Here is a 15381-nt window from a genome sequence, read left to right on the forward strand (position 1 = left end):
AGGAGACAACTCTAACTGGCGCCTAGATATAGACGCGCAGCGTAAATTCAAGGGCGCGTGCGCCGTTTATTTCTTGGCAGCGCGCGAAGAAGCTTGTTGAGCTGCCTTGGTGGCCACGTTGGTGGCTGCCGCGAAATTGGTTTCAGCCAGTTCGACGGCTTGCTTGGTCGCTTTGTGAACGCTGTCATAGGCGCTGTTGGCGGCACTGATGGCGGACTTCACGACGGCCACGGCGGATTCGGAACCGGCGGGTGCATTCTTGGCGATATTGTCGACCATCGATTGCAGCTTCTGCGAGTTCTCGGCGAGCTGCGATTCAGCGACTTTGCTGAATTCGGCTTGAGTGTTCGAGGCGATTTCGTACAGATGACGGCCATAGGCAAGAACCTTCTCGGCAGCCGGTTGCACCAGATTTGCCTGCAGGGCCAGGAATTCTTGCGGGTCTTTGGCCGTCAGCGCCTTCTGTGCGTTGCTCGCACCTTCTTCCAGCGTCGTCTTGACGACCTGCAAATTCAGTTCGACCAGCTTTTCAATGCCTTCGAAGGCTTTGTTGGTCAGACCAAACAGGGTTTCGAGGTTGGCTTTGTGAGCCGAGGCCAGTTGTTCCGGGGTCAAAAATGACATTGCTTTCTCCTGAGGCAGAAAAATTGTGTCCCACTCCGTGTTTGCTGGTCTTTGGTTTTCACTTAAGGGTGAAAACACGGTTCGGGTCATCTCGCTGTGTACCGCATTGGTGCAGTGCACAAATGCAAGTTTATAGCAAAGATTCCTGATGTCAAGCATTTTTTGTGCAGAGCAACATTAATGAAAATTCATTAAGAATCAGCCAATTGCACTGCAGTTCGCATAGCTCCAACGGCGACCGTGCACCTTTTCGTGGCATGCCGTTCCGTGCCCCTTGGGATACTGATGGTGCACGACGGTGATAACATCGCAAACGGGCTGTTTATCGCCATGGGCCGCGGCATTTCGATAAGCGCCCCTGAAACGTGCCTCGCCTGGAAAATTCCCCATCGGCGCGTCAAAAATTCCAATGCTTTGACCAATGACCACTATGACTCAAATGCCTACGCCAGAGATGACCCGTATCGTGGATGACGCATTGCGCTCGCGTCGCAGTGTTCGGGCTTTTTTGCCGACACCTGTGCCGCGCGAGACGATCATGGAAATTCTCGAGCTCGCGAGCCGGGCGCCATCCGGCAGCAATATCCAGCCGTGGCGGGTGACGGTGCTCGAGGGAGCGGCCAAGGACGCGTTGGTCGAGCGTCTGCAGGCAGCGCACGACGACCCCGAGGTCAGCCGCAGCCACGTCGAGGAATACGCCTACTACCCGCGCCAATGGGTCGAGCCCTACCAGGCGCGGCGGCGCAAGATCGGCTGGGACTTATACGGATTGCTCGGCATCGGCAAAGCCGACAAACTTCAGATGCATCGCCAGCATGGGCGCAATTACCGCTTCTTCGATGCGCCGGTCGGCATGATTTTTACGATCGATCGCGTGCTGGAGCAGGGCAGCTGGCTCGATTACGGCATGTTTTTGCAGAATCTGATGATCGCGGCCCGCGCTCGTGGGCTCGACACCTGTCCCCAAGCGGCCTTTACCCAATTTCACCGCATCATCGCCGAATATCTGGCGCTGCCGCCGGAGCAAATGGTCGTGTGCGGGATGTCGCTGGGCTATGAAGACAAAACCGCGGTGGAAAACCAATTGGCGACCGAACGGGAGCCGCTGGCCGGCTGGGTCAAGTTCATGGCGTGACCGGATGTGGCATTCTGTGGCGGAAATGGCGTTATGACCGGTTGCCATGGGGCTTTACACAAAATTTCTAGAGGCGGGTTTAAGTATTGAACCTAAGTATTTCATATTGCTTATTTTTTCGACATTAACTAAACTTTCGAACAAAGTATCGCCGCCAACCCAACGCCGCTAAAAATGTTTTCATCCGACCTGTTCCCTCGTTTGTGCCGTCGCGCTCTGTGGGGGGCTGCCATGGTGGCGGCCGCGCTCACCGCCGGCACTGCGGCATATGCCCGGCCTGCCGCATGTACGAGCAAGCATTCCCGCTTGAGCCCTGCCGAAAAGCGGGCCTGCCTGCATCACACCTCCGTCAAGCAATCGACGCTCAAGCGGCATCGCGTCGAGCGCACCTTGTCGAGCCACAAAACCGTCGTGAAGCGCGTCGCTGTCAAGCGGGTCGTCTATCGCGGCGGGCGACGCCATGTCGTCACCAGCTACCGCAAGGTCAATTTCCGCCCGCAACATCTCTCGCCGGGCCGCGCTTATGGCCTGCACGACGGACTTCCGCAAGCCCTTGCCTTGCGCTCGCAGGAAGCACTGGTGGTCGACGAGAACACCTCGGAAGTGCTGTATGACAAGCAGTCGTCGGTGGTGCGGCCCATCGCATCGATCTCCAAGCTGATGACGGCGATGGTGTCGCTCGACGCGCACATTCCGCTCACCCAGACGATGGAGGTCACGGCTGATGACCGTGATTACGAAAAGGGCACGGGCTCGCGCCTGTCGGTCGGGTCGCGCCTGAATCGCGCCGATATGCTGCACATTGCCTTGATGGCTTCTGAAAACCGTGCGGCGGCCGCCCTGAGTCGTTACTATCCTGGAGGGCGCCCGGCTTTTATCGCGGCGATGAACCGCAAGGCGCGTGAACTGGGGATGAACGATACCCATTTCAACGACCCGACCGGTCTGTCGAGCCAGAATGTGTCGAGTGCTCGCGATCTGGTCAAGATGATCAAGGCCGCATATCAGTATCCGCTGATTCGCCAGTTCTCGACCGACAAGAGCTACGACGTCGACACCGGCAAGAGAAATCTTCACTACGTCAGCACCGATCATCTGGTCGGACATCCGGGCTGGCAGATCGGCCTGCAGAAAACAGGCTTCATCAATGAGGCCGGGCAGTGCCTGGTGATGCAGGCGGTCGTGCACGGTCGGCCGGTCATCATTGTCCTGCTCGACTCGATCGGCCGGTATTCGCGTTTTGCCGACGCGGCGCGGGTTCGCCAATGGCTGCTTGACGGCGGCGGTAGTGCCGCGTTGCGTACGGCCGGCGATCAGCCGGCCGCTCCGAGCACTCAGGTGGCCAATGTGCAGCGCGCGCTATAAGTCAGCGCGACGGATCAGATGTAATAAAAAACGCTCCGCAGGGAGCGTTTTTTATTTTCCGTGAGATAAAAGTTTTGCGCGGGCGGCAGGGGGATTCCAAGCCGGCAGTTACTCGCTGGCCTGGGCGGCTGCCGCCGTTCGCAAGGCGCCGCCCGCGAAATCGGCTGTTGTCTGCGCGCCATCGGCGGCGGGACGCTTGAAGCCCAGCGCCTGCGAGATCTGTACGGCGGTTTCGTTGAGACTGGCCAGCCACGCGTCCTGCATGCGATCGGCCGGTGCCGACAGCGACAGGCCGGCGACGAGCTTGCCGCCATCGTCGTAAATCCCGGCAGCGATACAGCGCACGCCCAATTCGAGCTCTTCATTGTCGCGCGCATAGCCATGGCTGCGTACCGAATTGAGTTCGCGCTCGAGCTTGCCCAGATCGGTGATGCTGTTGCTGGTGTGACCCGACAGCCCGGTGCGCGTGGCATAGGCGCGCACCCTCGCGGTTTCGTCGGCTGCCAGAAACAGCTTGCCCACGGAGGTCAAGTGCAGCGGCGCGTGACCGCCAATGGCCCGCACCACCTGCATGCCCGAGCGCTCGCTGTAAGCGCGCTCGACGTAGACGATTTCATCGCCCTGCCGTACCGAGAGGTTGACCGTTTGGCCGGTCAACCGGTGCAGGCCGCGCATCGGCTGCAGTGCGGCGTCGCGCACCGACAGCCGCTCCTTGACCAAATTGCCCAGCTCCAGCAGACGCATGCCAAGCCGGTAAGTGCCGGGGTCGGAGCGATCGACGAAGCGGCAAGTCACCATATCGTTGAGGATCCGATGCGCGGTCGACGGGTGCAGCTCGGTCGCCAGGGCCAGTTCTTTGAGACTGACGGGATCCGCATGCGAGGCAAGCGCATCGAGCAGCCGCATCATGCGTTCGATAACTTGAATGGACGTACGGGATTCTTGACTGGCGTCTTTCATGGGGGAGCCGGGAAGGACAAGAAAATGATGCGTGATATTCTATATCATATTGTGAAAAATCCCCAAGCAAGGAATCGTCCGACGTGGCCCCGGGCGCCCTCGGCCGAGCGGGCGGCAGCCGCAATGCGTGTTTGTGCGGGGGATCGGGGCCTATAATGACGCATTGTTTTCCTCACGGGACGTTGCGATGCGAGTTGGCTTGTTCGTTACCTGCCTGATCGACCTGATGCGACCGGAAATCGGTATGTCGGTGCTGGATTTACTGGAATCGGCCGGCTGCGAGGTGGTCGTGCCCGAGACCCAAACGTGCTGTGGCCAACCCGGTTACAACTCGGGGGAGCGCAGCATCGCGCGCGATCTGGCGCAGAAATTCCTCGACGAGTTTGAAGAGTTCGACTACGTGGTCGTGCCTTCCGGCTCTTGCGGGGGCATGGTCAAGGCGCATTACGGGGATCTGCTGCGCGACGACCCTGAATTGATGGGGCGGTTCGAGCGGCTGCAGCCGCGCGTCTATGAACTGACCGATTTCCTGGTCAATGTGCTCAAACTCGACAAGGTGCCCGGCACTTTCAGCGGCGAAGTCACGTACCACGATTCCTGTTCCGGCTTGCGCGAATTGGGGGTGCAGGCACAACCGCGCGCCTTGCTCGGCCTGCTGCCGGGCGTGACCCTGACGGAGATGAAGGATTGCCAGGCGTGCTGCGGTTTTGGCGGCACCTTCGCGCTCAAGTATGGCGACATCTCGACGGCAATCGTCGACGAGAAGTGCGCGAACATCAAAGCCAGCGGTGCCCCGACTGTCGTGCTCGGCGATCTCGGTTGCATCCTGAACATCGAGGGCCGGCTGCGCCGCACGGGCGACCGCACCACTCGCGTGCTGCACATTGCCGAGGTGCTCGCCGGCCGGTCGGACAAATGATGCAGCGCTATTGCGCGGCGCGACACGCGTTGCCGCACGAAATCAGAACAGCCCCATAGTCTTTTTGGTGAGACGCGATGCAAGTACAGTCGATGCAATTCAAGGCCCGCGCCGGCCAGAAGCTGGCCGATCAGCGCCTGCAGAACAACCTCAAAAAGCTGTCGACCAAATTCGTTTCGGCGCGTGCCGAGGCGGTCCGGCACATCGATTTCGAGGCCACGCGCGCCGCACTCAAGGAGCGGCGCAATCGCGGCCTGGACAATCTCGACGTCTGGCTCGAAATATTCGAGCGCGAGGCGACGCGCCGCGGGGCCACGGTGCTGTTCGCCGAAACCACGCAGGAGGCCGCCCGCCTGGTCGCTGAGATCGCCCGGAAGCACGAGGTCAAGAAGGTCATCAAAACCAAGTCGATGGTGACCGAGGAAATGAATCTGAATCGCGTGCTTGCCGACATGGGCGTGCAGTCGATCGAGACCGATCTGGGCGAATACATCCTGCAGATCAACGATAACGAACCGCCCAGTCACATCATCGCCCCGGTGGTGCACAAGGACAAAGAGGAAATCGCCGATCTGTTCGCCAGAACGCATCACCGTCCGCGCCAGACGGAAATCCCGGCAATGACCCGCGAAGCGCGCGAAGTGCTGCGTCCGCAATTTCTGTCGGCCGACATGGGCGTGACCGGCGGCAACTTCCTGATTGCTCAGACCGGGTCGGTCGCGGTGGTGACCAACGAAGGGAATGAAGGCATGTGTACCATCATGCCGCGCGTGCACGTTGCCGTGACCGGCATCGAAAAGGTCTTGCCGACGCTGGAGGATCTGGCCACGGCAATGCGCCTGCTGCCGCGCTCGGCGACCGGGCAATCGACGTCGAATTACTTCTCGTTGTTGACCGGCACGCGTGTGGAGGGAGAGCAGGATGGTCCCGAGCACATGTATTTCGTGCTGGTCGACGGCGGGCGTACCGGTCTGATTGGCGGGGCATTCCAGGAGATGTTGCGCTGCATCCGGTGCGGCGCCTGCATGAATCACTGTCCGGTCTATCAGAAGATCGGGGGACACGCCTATGGCTGGGTCTATCCGGGGCCGATGGGTTCGGTACTGACCCCCAGCTACGTCGGGTTGGAAAAGGCCATTGACCTGCCGCAAGCCGCGACTCTTTGCGGCGAGTGCAACCGGGTGTGCCCGGTCGGCATTCCCATCTCGGATTTATTGCGCAAACTGCGCGAGCGGCAGATGGAACGCAAGTTGCGTCCATGGCAGGAGCGCTTTGGCCTGGCCGCATGGGGTTTCATGGCGCGCCGTCCCAAACTCTACGGCGCGATGACCGGCGTGGGCGCTCGCGTGCTCAAATGGCTCGGGCGTGATCGGCAGTCGATCAGCCGCTTGCCGTTGGCCGCGGGCTGGACCAACACGCGCGAGATGCCGGCGCCTTCGGGCCGGACATTTCGCCAAATGGTGCGGGAGCGCCGGCCCGGCGGGACTCGCTCGGTCTGAGGCCAGTGGCGCGCGTCAATGCTTGCCGGGCAGCGCCAGGCGCTGCTCGACGCGTCGCTGGACCCAGGCCAGCCCCGTGCTCAATACCCAATAGATGGCGGCCGCTGCCAGGTAGAGCGGCAGCGGCTGATAGGTCGCCGCGATCACTTCCTGGGCGCTGCGCAGTAATTCCGTGACGGTAATCACCGACACGAGCGATGTGTCCTTGATCAGGCTGATCAGACTGTTGCCCAGGCTCGGCACCGCCAGGCGCAAGGCTTGCGCTCCGACCACGTATCGCAGCGTTTGGCGATGCGTCAGTCCCAGGCTATAGGCGGCCAGCCATTGCCCCTGGGGAATGCCCAGAATCGCGCCGCGCATGCTCTCCGACAGATAGGCGCCGACGTTCAGGCTCAAGGTCAGGATGCCCGCCGGCGTCGGATCAAGCGACAGGCCGACGCTGGGCAGGCCGTAATACACGACGAAGATCTGCACCAGCAACGGCGTGCCGCGCATGATGCTCACGTAAGCCCGGGCAATATGCTGAAGCCAGCGCCGCCTGCCGATGCCCATCAACGCGGCGACGACGCCGATCATCAGACCGAACAACATCGACCACAGGGCAAACTTGACGGTAATCGCCGCGCCCAGCAGCAAGACCGGCAGGGACTGAACAATCAGATCGTAAGGGTGCATGGAAAAAGCGCGCGAACCGCGCCGGTAAAAAGCGCCATCATAAAATGATTTCAGCCCCGCAAGGGGGCCGAAACGGGGTACAGCAAGGAACGAGCCGCTTAGTTGGTCGGCTTGCTGGTGTCCTGGCCGAACCAGTGCAACGACAGCTTTTTCAGCGTGCCGTCTTGTTTGAGCGAGCTAAGCGCTGTGTCGATGGCTTTGGCGAACTCCGGGTTGCCCTTGCGGAACGGGATGCCGACCGCTTCGCCGCCGCCTTTGACCAGCGCGCCGGCACGCAGCGGCAGCTGCGAGGTCTTGATCAGATAAGCCAGCATCAGCCGATCGTTGAGGGCCGCGTCGAGGCGCTTGTCGGCCAGATCACGCAAGTATTCGGGAGCCCCCGGGTAGGTCTTGACGTCGATACCCGGCACCGAATTGGCCAGCTGGTTGTAGTTGCTGCCCAGGCTCACGCCAAGTTTTTTGCCCTTGAGATCCTCGAGCGACTTGAATTGCCGCTTGTCATCCTTGCGCTGAATCAACTGTGCCGCCGAGTAAGCGTACGGCTGGCTGAAATCGAGCACTTGCTGGCGCTGCGGGGTGATCGCCACCTGATTGACGATAACGTCGAACTTGCCAGCCTGCAGGCCGGCAATGATGCCGCTCCATTCGGTGGTGATGAATTGCGGCTTGACGCCCAGCTTGGCGGCGACTGCCTTGGCCACATCCACATCGAAGCCTTCGAGCTTGCCGTCCGGGCCCCGGTAGTCGAACGGCGGGTAGGTGCCTTCCAGGCCAATGCGCAATACGCCGCGCTGCTTGACGGCGCTCAGCAGGTCTTCGGCATGCGCGCTGACGGTGCCGAGCAGGGCGACGCACAGGACATTGGAGAGCAGCAATGCTTTGATTAGTTTTGACATGCAAGACTCCTTATGACGTTATTCCGACCGGACGGTCGGATGACAGGGATGCATCATAGTGCCGAGGCTATTGAATTTGAAATATGAATTCATTATTTCGATATAACCGCCGGTGCCCGCTCTCATGACCTCTCAGGCGCCTGCGGCAAGGGCTGCGGCGCATTCCGCGACCAGCACGGGGCCGCGATAGATCAATCCGCTGTAGAGCTGCACCAGGCTGGCGCCGGCCTCGATCTTGGCGCGCGCATCCGCGCCGCTGAGGATGCCGCCCACGCCGATGATCGGGATGGCGTCGCCGAGTGCCGCGCGCAGCGCCCGGATCACGCGATTCGAGCGCTCGAACACCGGGCGGCCCGACAGGCCGCCGGCTTCGTCGGCATGTGGCAGGGTCTTTACCGCTTCGCGGTCGAGCGTGGTGTTGGTGGCAATCACGCCGTCGATACCATGGCGAAGCAGCGCGTCGGCAATCACTTTGATCTGCTCGTCGTCGAGATCCGGGGCGATTTTCAGAGCGATGGGCACGTACCGGGCATGCTGGTCGGCCAGCCGTTGCTGCTTGTCCTTGAGCGCGGCGAGCAGTGCGTCGAGTTCGCCCGCGCCTTGCAACTGGCGCAGGTTTTTGGTGTTGGGCGAGGAGATATTGACCGTCACGTAACTGGCAAACGGGTAGACGCGCTCCAGGCAATAAAGATAGTCGTCGGCGGCGCGCTCGATCGGCGTGTCGGCGTTCTTGCCGATGTTCAACCCGAGCGGGCCACGCCACCTGGCCGATTGCACGTTCTGCAGAAACTGCTCGACGCCGCCATTGTTGAAGCCCATGCGATTGATCAGCGCCTGCGCCTGCGGCAGGCGAAACATCCGGGGGCGCGGATTGCCGGGCTGCGGCCGCGGCGTTACCGTGCCGACTTCGATGAAACCGAAGCCCAGGGCCGCCAGCGCGTCGATGTAGGCGCCGTCCTTGTCGAGGCCGGCAGCCAGGCCGATCGGATTGGGGAAGCGAATGCCCATCACCGTGCGCGGGTCATCCGGTACCGCGGTGCCGAGCAGGCTGCCAAGGCCCAGATGCTCGGCCTGGCGCAGCGCGCCGAGCGTCAGGTGATGCGCCTGCTCGGCGTCGAGACAAAACAGTGCCCGGCGGGCCAGAGGGTAAAGCGATGAGAGCACGATAGGTTGCGAACGAAGCCGGAAAGCCGCCATTGTAGCGGGGCTGCGCGGCGCTCGGGAATGCTCGGGAATCTCAGATGGATGTGTCCGGCCCTTGGGCTGCCGCTGGCGGCGGGCCGGCGCTATCGCAGGCGAATGGTTGCCAGCGTCCGTCGAGCAGTGCCTCGAGCGGCCGGAAGTTCGACTTGTAGAGCATCTTGCTGCTCTCGCGAATCCAGTAGCCGAGATACACATAGGGCAGACCCAGTGCGCGGGCCTGCTCGATTTGCCACAGGATGTTGTAGGTGCCGTAGCTCGCGCGGGGCAAGTCTGGATCGAAAAACGTATAAACGGATGACAGGCCGTCGCTCAGGATGTCGATCATGCTGATCATGCGCAGTGTGCCGGCGTCGGGGCGCCCCGGCGGCTCGCGAAATTCGACCAGACGGGAATTGACCCGGCTTTGCAGCAGGAACTGCTCGTATTGCTCGCGACTGTCGTGATCCATGCCGCCGCCGGCATGGCGACGCGCCTGATAACGCATGTACAGCTGATAGTGCTCCTCGGAAAAATGCAGACCGCAGACGAGCACGTGCAGCGCGGCGTGGCGGCGCCAGATCCGGCGTTGAATGCGGTTGGGCGTGAACTGGCGCACGGGAACGCGCACCGGGATGCATGCCCGGCAACCATCGCAGTAGGGGCGATAAGTGAAGATGCCGCTGCGGCGAAAGCCCGCGCGCACCAGTTCGCTATAGACGTCGGAATTGATCAGATGACTGGGCGTGGCAACCTGTGAGCGGGCAGTACGGTGCTCCAGATAGCTGCACGGGTAGGGCGCCGTCGCATAAAACTGCAGGGCGGTAAGCGGCGAGAGCGGCAGTTCGTTAGGGTGCGTCATCACTGCAGGACCTTTGTGCTGGGATGCCGTCAAGCGGGGCCAGGCGGCTCAACACCGCTTTGTCGAAGCGCCATGCCAACGGCGGTAGCGCGATGCTCTGCTGTACGTGGGCGACGAACTCACGGCGGGGAATTTCCCGGCCGCCGAGTGAAGCCAGGTGCGAAGTACGCTGCTGGCAGTCTATCATTTCCACCCCATGACTGTGCGCATAGGCGACCAGCGCGGCGAGCGCGATCTTCGATGCGTCGGTGCGGCGGGCGAACATCGATTCGCCATAGAACATGCGTCCCAGCGCGACGCCGTACAGGCCGCCGACGCGCTCGCCACGCCACCAGGTCTCCACGCTGTGGGCAAGCCCCATGCGGTGCAGTCCGCCATAGGCGTCGATGATCTCTCGTGTGATCCAGGTGCCCAACTGGCCATGCCTGGGGGCCAGCGCGCAGGCCAGCATGACGTCGGTAAAGGACGCATCGACGCGAATCTCCCAGTCCGGGTCGCGCTGTATGCGGCGCAGCGTCTTGCGAAAGGTGTGCGACACGGCGAACTCGGCCGGATACAGCACCATGCGCGGCTCGGGGCTCCACCACAGAACCGGCTGGCCGTCCGAATACCACGGGAAAATGCCTTGCCGGTAGGCCTGGAGCAGCCGCGGCGCCGTCAATTCGCGGCTCGCGGCGAGCAGTCCGGGGGCGTCGCTATCGTCGTCCAGCGCCTGGTCGACAGCCGGAAATGGATCGTCTGGTTCGAGCCATATGACCATGGGGCAGTGCGTTCGATTCAGCGATCGATCATAACTGCAGCATCGGCCGCGTAATGTCGTGTGTGTGCATGCGGAAGCGGCCCGCGGCACGGTCGGCGAAATAAAAGCGCAGGGTCTCTGCCACCGTGGGAAACGCGATGTCGTCCCAGGGGATTTCCGGCTCGGTGAACAACCGTACTTCCAGGCTTTCCTCGCCCGCCGCGAACTCGGGGCTGCGCATGTCGGCCAGGTAGAAGATATGCACCTGATGCACGTGCGGCACGTTCAGCATCGAGAACAGCGCGCCGATTTCCACCTCGGCGCCGGCCTCTTCGAGCGTCTCGCGCGCAGCGCCCTCGCCTGTGGTTTCGCCAATCTCCATGAAGCCCGCGGGCAATGTCCAAAAGCCCAGGCGCGGCTCGATCGCACGCCTGCACAGCAGCACGCGGTCTTGCCAGATCGGCACTGTGCCAACCACGTTGCGCGGATTCTGGTAATGGATAGTGCCGCAGCTCGGGCAGATGTGCCGCTCACGAGTATCGCCCTCGGGGATGCGAAACTCGACCAGGTGGCCGCATGCGGAGCAGAATTTGAAGGGAGGGCGTCGATTCATGTTGACCAGAGTTTAACATCGGCCAAACGCGCTGTGCGGCCCGAAAATCGGTAACTTTCCGTCGACTCGGCATGAAAATTGCTCTCGGTTGTTGCAATGCAACCTGCTATGAGCATATAATAGCGACCGCGGGGTGGAGCAGTTGGCAGCTCGTCGGGCTCATAACCCGAAGGTCGCTGGTTCGAGTCCAGCCCCCGCAACCAACTTCATGCAAACGCCTTGATTTCATTCGAAAATCGAGGCGTTTTGTTTTTGGGGCAGGGTTGCCGCCGGAGCCGCGGCGGCAGCCCTGCCACGGCAATCAAATGCGCAATCGCCCGCTCGGTCCCAGGCGGGCAAAGCAGGCGCCCCTCGTCAAGCCGGGGAGGCTTTTTGCGGATGTCACGGATCGATAGCTTCCGCCGCCCCCGATTTGAGCGCCGTGTCTTCACGGGCGCTTTGCGCAAAACCATCCTGAAGAAAACGCCGCACCTCCGCGACAGCCATGGAGGCCTGGCCGGGCGGCGTGTGCAGATTGATCGTAAAAACCGGCAGTTCGGGAAGTCCTCGTCCCGATGGCAGAACGTCAAAGCCCGGCGGCACGGTGGACGAAAGCAGGACCGTAACGGCAAGATCGGCCCTCACGGTAGCTGCTGCCGCGTCGATGCTCCCATTCTCGAACACGGTGCGCCAGGGCCGGCCGTCGCGGCGGAGCGCGTCGAGAACGACGGGCCGAAAAGCGCATGTTTCGTCGACCATGGAAACCGGCAAGATGTCCTTGCGGAAAGCGGTGCCACCCTTGGCGCCGACCCACACGAGGCGATCCGCGGCCAAGCATTGGCCGTCCGAAGTTCCGGGCATTTCCTCGACCAACGCGATGTCGATCTCACCTCGTCCGAGGGCTCGCATCAACTCCGTTGACGCGGCGCACATGAGCGTCAGCTCGACATCGGGGTAATCCGCGGAAAAGTCTTTCAGAATCGGGCCCAGCCTGGATGCCACGAGATCCTGCGGCGCACCCAGGCGCACCGACCCCGCGACGGTGCCGCGGTTCATTTCCTGCCAGAGTGCATCATGAACGGACAAAAGATGCCGGGATGGGCCAAGCAGCCGCTCGCCATTTGCCGTCAGGCGCATATCGCGGTGCTCGCGTACGAACAGGGGGCCGCTGTGCGTCTCGAGCCTTGAGATTTGCTGACTGATCGCACCTTGTGTCAAATGCAGTAGACGAGCGGCCGCCGTCATGCTCTTGCGATCTGCCACCGCAACGAACGCGCGGAGCAATGCAATGTCGAGGTTGCGTGCCATTAGAGTCGCTAATATAAGTGATAATTGAAATTCGCTTCAATAATGGAGAGTATGCGGGTAAAACACGGTTTATGCCCAGAATGAAAGGATAAGCCGTGTCCCTCCGAGACTGCCTGCCGTTAATTGTTTTCGTCATTGTTGCGACCGCGACACCGGGGGGAGCCACGGCCCTGGCCACAGCCTCCGGGGCTCATTTCGGCTATCGTCGCTCTGTCCCATACATGATGGGCATTGCCGCCGGACTTGGAACGATGGCCGCTGCCGCGGCCGCCGGCCTGGGGGGCATCGTGCAGGCAAGCCCGAACCTGCAATCCGCCTTGAAGTTGATGGGCTCGCTGTATCTCGCGTGGCTGGCGTGGCGGATTGCACGCAGCGCATCTCCTCATGCGGGCTCTGCGCTGCGCAAGCCGATCGGTTTTGCAGGCGGCGTCTGGATGCTCTGGCAAAACCCAAAAGGGTGGGCCATGACCTTGGGCGCGGCGGCTTCGTTCGCCGTGATCGCGCATGGCCCCATGCGACTTGCCGCGCTGCTCGGGATCTCGTTTGCCGTAGCGGCAATGGCGTCCCTGTCGCTCTGGTGCATTGCCGGGCTGGCACTTGCCCGCGTGCTGCGCAGCCAGGGGCAATGGCGATGCTTCAATGGCGTATTGGCCTTGCTCCTGGTGGCGTCGGTAGTCGCCATGTGGCTGCCGTAGACGCTGCTTCGATATATCGAAGGCCGAGCTTCGAACTTTTTCGGCGCATCAAGAGCCCCATTTTTCGGCCCTGGCGCGCCACTCGATATACCCTGCTTGGGGTGGGTCTACCCCGTCATCGCTGGCTGCGCGGCTAGCTCAGACGCCGATTTCGATTTTCAGTTATGCTCTGGCGCACATACGGTCGCCGGCGCAAGTCACGCCTCGCGACCCCTTCATCGAAACTTTGTAAAAGCACTTATCCAGGGGAGGAGCGGGCGGATGCCAGCCGAGAACAAGCCGCAACATACTTCGACAGCGACGTCCTACCTGCGTCGCCTGGCCCAATTGAACGATGCGGCTCACCGCCCGTTGCTCGGCCAGGGCTTGCGGGGTGTCGAGCGCGAAACGTTGCGTGTCGACGCGCAAGGGCGGTTGGCGCTGACGCCACACGCTCGTGCACTTGGCTCGGCTTTGACGCATCCGCAGATCACGACCGATTACTCGGAGTCGCTGCTGGAATTCATCACCCCGCCGCAGCATGACGCCTCAGATGTGCTCGCCCGGCTCGACGAGATCCACCGCTTTGCCTACAGTCAATTGGGCGACGAGATGCTATGGAGCCAATCGATGCCCTGTCCGCTACCGGACGAGGCGACGATTCCGATCGCCTGGTATGGCACATCGAACATCGGTCAACTCAAGCATGTCTATCGTCGGGGCCTGGCGGTGCGATACGGCAAGGCGATGCAATGTATTGCCGGGATTCACTACAATTTCTCGCTTGCCGATTCCGTCTGGCGCGTACTGCGTGATGCCGAGCAAGCGCAGGGCTCCGATCAGGATTTCCAATCCGAGCGTTACATTGCGCTGATCCGCAACTTCCACCGTTACAGTTGGCTGTTGATGTACCTGTTCGGCGCATCTCCCGCGCTGTACGACGGTTTCGTCGCTGGCAAGGCGCACGGTTTGGAGCGATTCGACGACCACACGCTGTTTCTGCCTTACGCGACCAGCTTGCGCATGAGCGATCTGGGATATCAGAACAGCGCCCAGGCCGACGTGACGCCGCGCTTCGATAGTCTGCAAAGCTATATCGACGGTTTGACGCGCGCCGTCAGTCTGCCGCATGCGCCCTATGAGGCGATCGGCACCAAGCGTGACGGCCAATGGCAGCAATTGAGCACCAACGTTCTGCAAATCGAAAACGAGTTTTACTCGACCATCCGCCCGAAACGGGTGACCTACAGCGGAGAGCGGCCGGTGCAGGCGTTGCAACGCCGTGGCGTGCAGTACGTCGAAGTGCGCTGTCTGGATATCGACCCGTTTGCGCCGCACGGCGTGAGCCTGCCGACAATGCAGTTTCTCGATGCGTTTTTGCTGTTTTGTGCGCTTGATGACAGCCCGTTGCTATCGGCGCAGGCGCACGCGGAAAATAAGGCCAATTTCGCGCAGGTGGTCAAACAGGGGCGTCGCCCCGGGCTCGAGCTGCAACGGGACGGACAGGCCATTGCATTGCGTCAGTGGGGCGACGAGTTGTTGGCGCGCATTCGTCTGGCGGCCGACGCGCTCGACGCGCAGCGTGGCGATGGTGCCGTCGGAGCTTCTCTGGTCGAGCAGCAGGCCAAGCTCGACGACGCGTCGCTGACTCCTTCGGCTCACGTGCTCCAGGCGCTGCGCGATGTTGGCGGCGACGGGCAAGGTGCGTTCTTCAACTTCGCCATGCGGTGCACGCGTGAGCATGCACAGTACTTTCGTTCGCACGCGTTGCCGTCCGACCTGCAGGCGCAATTCGTCGAAATGGCGGCAGTCTCGCTGCGGGAGCAGGCGCAACTGGAACAGACGCAAACGGGGGACTTCGACGCATTCGTCGCCGCGTATCACGCGGGTGCGCTGGGCGACGCGCACGCCTGAGCCCAATGCCGTTGCGCCGGCCGCTTGCCGGCCCGGCGGC

General features: G+C 61.8%; 15 protein-coding genes and 1 tRNA gene. 7 read left to right on the top strand and 9 right to left on the bottom strand.

Annotation, left to right across the window (positions count from 1 at the left end):
• Positions 1-66: 66 nt before the first annotated feature.
• Positions 67-624 (bottom strand): phasin family protein, encoded by a 558-nt coding sequence (locus PATSB16_RS05330; RefSeq protein ID WP_047213000.1) that lies wholly within the window; start codon positions 622-624, stop codon positions 67-69.
• Positions 625-1063: 439 nt separating this feature from the next.
• Here PATSB16_RS05330 and PATSB16_RS05335 point away from each other — a divergent pair, with 439 nt between their 5' ends.
• Positions 1064-1759: a nitroreductase gene (locus PATSB16_RS05335; RefSeq protein ID WP_047213002.1), complete on the top strand. Its 696-nt coding sequence runs from the start codon at positions 1064-1066 to the stop codon at positions 1757-1759.
• 174 nt (positions 1760-1933) lie between these two features.
• Positions 1934-3124, top strand: a complete 1191-nt coding sequence (pbpG, locus tag PATSB16_RS05340) for a D-alanyl-D-alanine endopeptidase (protein ID WP_047213003.1) — start codon at positions 1934-1936, stop codon at positions 3122-3124.
• A gap of 108 nt (positions 3125-3232) precedes the next feature.
• Here pbpG and PATSB16_RS05345 read toward each other — a convergent pair whose 3' ends face one another.
• Positions 3233-4084, bottom strand: coding sequence for an IclR family transcriptional regulator (locus PATSB16_RS05345; RefSeq protein WP_237170299.1), 852 nt, complete (start codon positions 4082-4084; stop codon positions 3233-3235).
• Positions 4085-4271: 187 nt separating this feature from the next.
• Between PATSB16_RS05345 and PATSB16_RS05350 the strand changes: the two genes are divergently transcribed.
• Together PATSB16_RS05350 and PATSB16_RS05355 are read left to right on the top strand one after the other, a co-directional pair.
• Positions 4272-5003, top strand: a complete 732-nt coding sequence (locus tag PATSB16_RS05350; RefSeq protein ID WP_047213005.1) for a (Fe-S)-binding protein — start codon at positions 4272-4274, stop codon at positions 5001-5003.
• Positions 5004-5080: 77 nt separating this feature from the next.
• Entirely contained in the window at positions 5081-6502 is a 1422-nt protein-coding gene (locus tag PATSB16_RS05355) for a lactate utilization protein B (protein ID WP_047213006.1), read from the top strand.
• A 15-nt stretch (positions 6503-6517) separates the two neighbouring features.
• Here the strand turns inward: PATSB16_RS05355 and PATSB16_RS05360 are convergent, their stop codons facing one another.
• From PATSB16_RS05360 to PATSB16_RS05385, 6 genes are all read right to left on the bottom strand, one after another.
• On the bottom strand, positions 6518-7177 hold the full coding sequence (locus PATSB16_RS05360) for an amino acid ABC transporter permease (RefSeq protein ID WP_047213008.1): 660 nt from the start codon (positions 7175-7177) through the stop codon (positions 6518-6520).
• Between the two features lie 98 nt (positions 7178-7275).
• A complete protein-coding gene (locus PATSB16_RS05365) occupies positions 7276-8073 on the bottom strand; it encodes a transporter substrate-binding domain-containing protein (protein WP_047213009.1) in 798 nt (265 codons plus the stop codon).
• 132 nt (positions 8074-8205) lie between these two features.
• Positions 8206-9237: a quinone-dependent dihydroorotate dehydrogenase gene (locus PATSB16_RS05370; protein WP_047216282.1), complete on the bottom strand. Its 1032-nt coding sequence runs from the start codon at positions 9235-9237 to the stop codon at positions 8206-8208.
• Positions 9238-9310: 73 nt separating this feature from the next.
• Positions 9311-10114, bottom strand: a complete 804-nt coding sequence (locus tag PATSB16_RS05375) for an arginyltransferase (protein ID WP_047213010.1) — start codon at positions 10112-10114, stop codon at positions 9311-9313.
• On the bottom strand, positions 10101-10874 hold the full coding sequence (aat, locus tag PATSB16_RS05380) for a leucyl/phenylalanyl-tRNA--protein transferase (protein WP_047213012.1): 774 nt from the start codon (positions 10872-10874) through the stop codon (positions 10101-10103). The genes PATSB16_RS05375 and aat overlap by 14 nt, the downstream gene beginning before the upstream one ends.
• 28 nt (positions 10875-10902) lie before the next feature.
• Entirely contained in the window at positions 10903-11466 is a 564-nt protein-coding gene (locus PATSB16_RS05385; RefSeq protein ID WP_047213015.1) for an NUDIX hydrolase, read from the bottom strand.
• Positions 11467-11593: 127 nt separating this feature from the next.
• Between PATSB16_RS05385 and PATSB16_RS05390 the strand changes: the two genes are divergently transcribed.
• Positions 11594-11669: transfer RNA gene (locus tag PATSB16_RS05390), tRNA-Met, on the top strand.
• Positions 11670-11847: 178 nt separating this feature from the next.
• Here the strand turns inward: PATSB16_RS05390 and PATSB16_RS05395 are convergent.
• Entirely contained in the window at positions 11848-12753 is a 906-nt protein-coding gene (locus tag PATSB16_RS05395) for a LysR family transcriptional regulator (protein ID WP_047213016.1), read from the bottom strand.
• A gap of 95 nt (positions 12754-12848) precedes the next feature.
• Here PATSB16_RS05395 and PATSB16_RS05400 point away from each other — a divergent pair, with 95 nt between their 5' ends.
• Positions 12849-13448 carry a LysE family translocator gene (locus tag PATSB16_RS05400; protein ID WP_047213017.1) on the top strand — a complete coding sequence of 200 codons (600 nt, stop codon included), beginning with the start codon at positions 12849-12851 and terminating at the stop codon, positions 13446-13448.
• Positions 13449-13709: 261 nt separating this feature from the next.
• The gene (gshA, locus tag PATSB16_RS05405; RefSeq protein WP_047213018.1) at positions 13710-15341 is read left to right on the top strand and encodes a glutamate--cysteine ligase; all 1632 of its coding nucleotides are present in this window, start codon (positions 13710-13712) and stop codon (positions 15339-15341) included.
• The last annotated feature ends 40 nt before the right edge of the window (positions 15342-15381 follow it).

The organism is Pandoraea thiooxydans, assembly GCF_001931675.1.
GTDB lineage: Bacteria > Pseudomonadota > Gammaproteobacteria > Burkholderiales > Burkholderiaceae > Pandoraea > Pandoraea thiooxydans.

What these genes read in the sequence shown, in the direction of transcription:
- PATSB16_RS05355 (WP_047213006.1), top strand. Translation starts at nt 5,081, where the DNA reads ATGCAAGTACAGTCGATGCAATTCAAGGCCCGCGCCGGCCAGAAGCTG.
- PATSB16_RS05385 (WP_047213015.1), bottom strand. Translation starts at nt 11,466, where the DNA reads ATGAATCGACGCCCTCCCTTCAAATTCTGCTCCGCATGCGGCCACCTG.
- PATSB16_RS05375 (WP_047213010.1), bottom strand. Translation starts at nt 10,114, where the DNA reads ATGACGCACCCTAACGAACTGCCGCTCTCGCCGCTTACCGCCCTGCAG.
- gshA (WP_047213018.1), top strand. Translation starts at nt 13,710, where the DNA reads ATGCCAGCCGAGAACAAGCCGCAACATACTTCGACAGCGACGTCCTAC.
- PATSB16_RS05350 (WP_047213005.1), top strand. Translation starts at nt 4,272, where the DNA reads ATGCGAGTTGGCTTGTTCGTTACCTGCCTGATCGACCTGATGCGACCG.
- PATSB16_RS05345 (WP_237170299.1), bottom strand. Translation starts at nt 4,084, where the DNA reads ATGAAAGACGCCAGTCAAGAATCCCGTACGTCCATTCAAGTTATCGAA.
- aat (WP_047213012.1), bottom strand. Translation starts at nt 10,874, where the DNA reads ATGGTCATATGGCTCGAACCAGACGATCCATTTCCGGCTGTCGACCAG.
- pbpG (WP_047213003.1), top strand. Translation starts at nt 1,934, where the DNA reads ATGTTTTCATCCGACCTGTTCCCTCGTTTGTGCCGTCGCGCTCTGTGG.
- PATSB16_RS05360 (WP_047213008.1), bottom strand. Translation starts at nt 7,177, where the DNA reads ATGCACCCTTACGATCTGATTGTTCAGTCCCTGCCGGTCTTGCTGCTG.
- PATSB16_RS05335 (WP_047213002.1), top strand. Translation starts at nt 1,064, where the DNA reads ATGCCTACGCCAGAGATGACCCGTATCGTGGATGACGCATTGCGCTCG.
- PATSB16_RS05395 (WP_047213016.1), bottom strand. Translation starts at nt 12,753, where the DNA reads ATGGCACGCAACCTCGACATTGCATTGCTCCGCGCGTTCGTTGCGGTG.
- PATSB16_RS05330 (WP_047213000.1), bottom strand. Translation starts at nt 624, where the DNA reads ATGTCATTTTTGACCCCGGAACAACTGGCCTCGGCTCACAAAGCCAAC.
- PATSB16_RS05365 (WP_047213009.1), bottom strand. Translation starts at nt 8,073, where the DNA reads ATGTCAAAACTAATCAAAGCATTGCTGCTCTCCAATGTCCTGTGCGTC.